3 protein-coding genes are annotated in these 3,083 nt (G+C 65.8%); all 3 read left to right on the top strand.

The window, feature by feature from the left end:
• Positions 1-677: uroporphyrinogen-III synthase (locus ACIQ67_RS20385; RefSeq protein ID WP_397536200.1), on the top strand; the 677-nt coding region annotated here is incomplete at its 5' end.
• A 125-nt stretch (positions 678-802) separates the two neighbouring features.
• Positions 803-1,828: a uroporphyrinogen-III C-methyltransferase gene (locus ACIQ67_RS20380; protein ID WP_397536199.1), complete on the top strand. Its 1,026-nt coding sequence runs from the start codon at positions 803-805 to the stop codon at positions 1,826-1,828.
• 23 nt (positions 1,829-1,851) lie between these two features.
• Positions 1,852-3,083, top strand: a 1,232-nt coding sequence (locus tag ACIQ67_RS20375; RefSeq protein WP_397536198.1) for a heme biosynthesis HemY N-terminal domain-containing protein, incomplete at its 3' end; no start/stop codon positions are given.

The raw sequence follows: 3,083 nt of genomic DNA, 5'->3' as shown, positions 1-3,083 counted from the left end.
TGCCGCTGATCGAGATTGCGGCGGCGGCGGATCCAGCCGAAGCGCAGCGGGCCTGGGCCGAGTTGCCTCAGTCGGCCCTGGCCATGTTCGTCAGCCCCAATGCGGTGGCGGAGTTTTTCGCCTGGCGACCGACCGGGGCGCCCTGGCCGGCGCAGACCCTGGCTGCCACGGTGGGGCCGGGCAGCGCCAAGGCCTTGCTAGCGGCGGGCGTGCCTTCGAGCCAGATCGTGCAGCCGGCCGACGACGCCCCCAGCCTTGACTCCGAAAACCTGTGGCCCCGATTGTCCGGACTTGATTGGCAGGGGCGCTTGGCCCTGGTGCTGAGAGGCGAGGGCGGGCGTGACTGGTTGGGTGAGCGGCTGCGTGAGCGTGGGGCGGAAGTGCGTTACCGCAGCGTGTATCAGCGGCGTTGCGCTCAGTTGCAGCAGGCGGAGCAGGAGGTGCTGACTCAGGCACTGGCATGGCCAGCTGCACATGTGTGGCTGTTCAGCAGTTCCGAAGCCGTGGACTGCCTGCAGCAACGCTTGGCTCCGCAGGCGGACTGGAGTTCCAGCCTGTGCGTGGCCACCCATGCACGGATTGCTGCACGCGCACAGGGGCTTGGCTTTGGGCATGTGGTTTTGGCGCGACCGCAGCCGCAGGCCGTCGCCCAGGCACTGATGAGCCTTCAGACCTGAGCTCTACAATCGATCAGACCGTGAGCGACCCTGCAGCAACCCCCTCCAACGACGTGCCGGCCCCGCCGGAATCACCACCTCAGGCCGCCTCAGCGCCGGGCGGGCGACAGCCAATCCCATGGCAGTTGATCCTGACCTCGAGCCTGGGCGTGATCAGTGTGGTCGCCGTGACCCTTGCATGGCAAGGGCAGGAGAAGCTCAAGGACCTGGAGCGCGAGTTGGTGCGCCGGCAGGCCGGCAGCCAGAGCGAAGCCAGCGAAGCCCGGGCGCTCGCCAGGGCGGCTCAGGAATTGAGTCGTGACAGTGCTGCCAAGATTGCGCTGCTGGATGCGCGTTTGGCTGAGGTCGCCTTGCAGCGCGGTCAACTGGAGGAGTTGATCCAGTCGATGTCCCGCTCGCGTGATGAGAATGTCATCGGTGATATCGAGGCGTCCATTCGCGTGGCGATGCAGCAGAGCAGCATCACGGGCAGTGCCGAGCCCATGGTGGCGACCCTGAGGCAAGCCGACGAGCGTCTACAGCGCTACAAGCAACCGCGGCTGGACGGCGTGCGCCGCGCTGTGGCCCGGGATCTGGACCGGGTCAAGGCCATCAGCGTGGCCGATGTCTCGACGCTGACCATCAAGCTCGACGAAGTGGTGCGCTTGCTGGACGAGTTGCCGCTGCTGTCTTCGGCTGACAAGAGCGCTGAGCAGCAGGCGGTGCGACAGCGCCGGAGTGAGCGTGCAGCCTCAGCCGCCGCGCCCGTTGCCGCTGCGCCAACGGGCGACTGGTGGGAACAGGCCCAGCAGCGCTGGCAGGATCTGGTCGGACAGGTCTGGATCGAGGCGAAGGGCCTGCTGCGCGTGACGCGCATCGATCATCCCGAGGCCATGCTGCTGGCACCTGACCAGACCTTCTTCCTTCGCGAGAACGCCAAGCTTCGACTGCTCAATGCGCGTCTGGCGCTGCTGAGCCGGCAGTTCGATACGGCGCAGACGGATCTGCGCGATACGCTGACGATCCTGGATCGGTATTTCGACGGGCGATCGCGCAAGGTGCAAGCTGCCAGCGACTTGCTGCGCCAGGTGGTCGGGCAGGCCCGACAGGTCAACGTGCCCCGTCCCGATGACACGCTGGCTGCATTGGCCGCCGCTGGCGCCGGCCGCTGAAGCAGGACGTCACTAGGGTTCCTATGCGTAGCGTGATCTGGCTGGTTCTCTTGTTCGTGGTGGCCGTGGTGGCCGCTCTGACCTTGGGCAGCAATGACGGCCTCGTCAGCCTTTACTGGCATGGCTGGCGTCTTGATGTGTCCTTGAACCTGTTCCTTCTGACCCTGGTTGGCGGCTGCTTTGCCTTGGTCACTGTGATCCAGGCCATCAGTTCCCTCACCAGCTTGCCGCGGCGCGCCCGTGAATGGCGGCTGGGTCAACGGGAGCGCAGTGCGCAGCTGGCCTTGCGTGAGGCGTTGGCGGAGTTCTTTGGTGGACGCTATGGCCGCGCTCAAAAAGCGGCCCAGAAGGCCTTGAGCATTCAGGTGCAGACGCCTGAGCTGGCTGAAGATGCTGCTTTCATGTCACTGGCGCATCTGATGGTGGCGCAAAGTGCGCATCGCATGCAGGATCGTCGCCGCCGCGATGACGAGTTGGCTCAGTCCCTGAGCCGCAGTCAGACCACAGGGCAAGGCAAGGCTCTGGAGGATGGTGCTCGCTTGATGGCGGCGGAGTGGGCGCTGGAGGACCGGGACGCTGATCGCGCGCTGCGACTTCTGTCCGAGTTGGGTCCGGGCGTGGCTCGACGCACTCAGGCCTTGCGGCTCAAGCTGCAAGCCGCTCGCTTGGCAAGGCAGCCTCTGGAGGCGCTTCGCACGGCTCGTTTGCTCGCCAAGCATCAGGCCTTTTCCAAGATGGCCGCACAGGGGCTCCTGCGCTCGCTGGCTTGTGAGGCGCTCGATGCTGCAAGAGATGCTGACCAGCTGCGCGCCATCTGGCAGCAACTGGACAACGCTGACCGCCGGGAAGTGTTCGTTGCCGGACGCGCTGCACGCTGCTCCGCAGCTTTGGGTGCGCTTGATGATGGTCGGGGCTGGCTGCGCCCCTTCTGGGACCAGATCGAAGACTTGTCTGCCGAGGAGCGCACGGAACTTGCCGAGGCACTTGTGCTGGTGATGCCTGGTTTGGGTCCTGAATGGTTGCAGCGCCTTGAGTTGGCCGTCCAGCGCTTCCCTCGCGACGTGTGTTTTGTCTACGCCCTCGGCCAGGCGCTTGCAGAACGTCAGCTTTGGGGCAAGGCACGCATGATGCTCGAGCAGGCGGGCTCCGATCGCTCGCTGTCTGGAGCGGCTCGCCGCAGGTGCTGGATGACCCTCGCTCAGCTGGCTGCACGCGATGGCGATCCAGAGCGCCGCGCGCGCTGTTTCGAAGAGGC

Origin of the sequence: Roseateles sp., assembly GCF_044373315.1 — a bacterium.
Classification (GTDB): domain Bacteria; phylum Pseudomonadota; class Gammaproteobacteria; order Burkholderiales; family Burkholderiaceae_C; genus JACDQM01.
The sequence above is the reverse complement of the archived record's forward strand: the minus strand, read 5'-3'. Positions and strand labels throughout refer to the sequence as shown.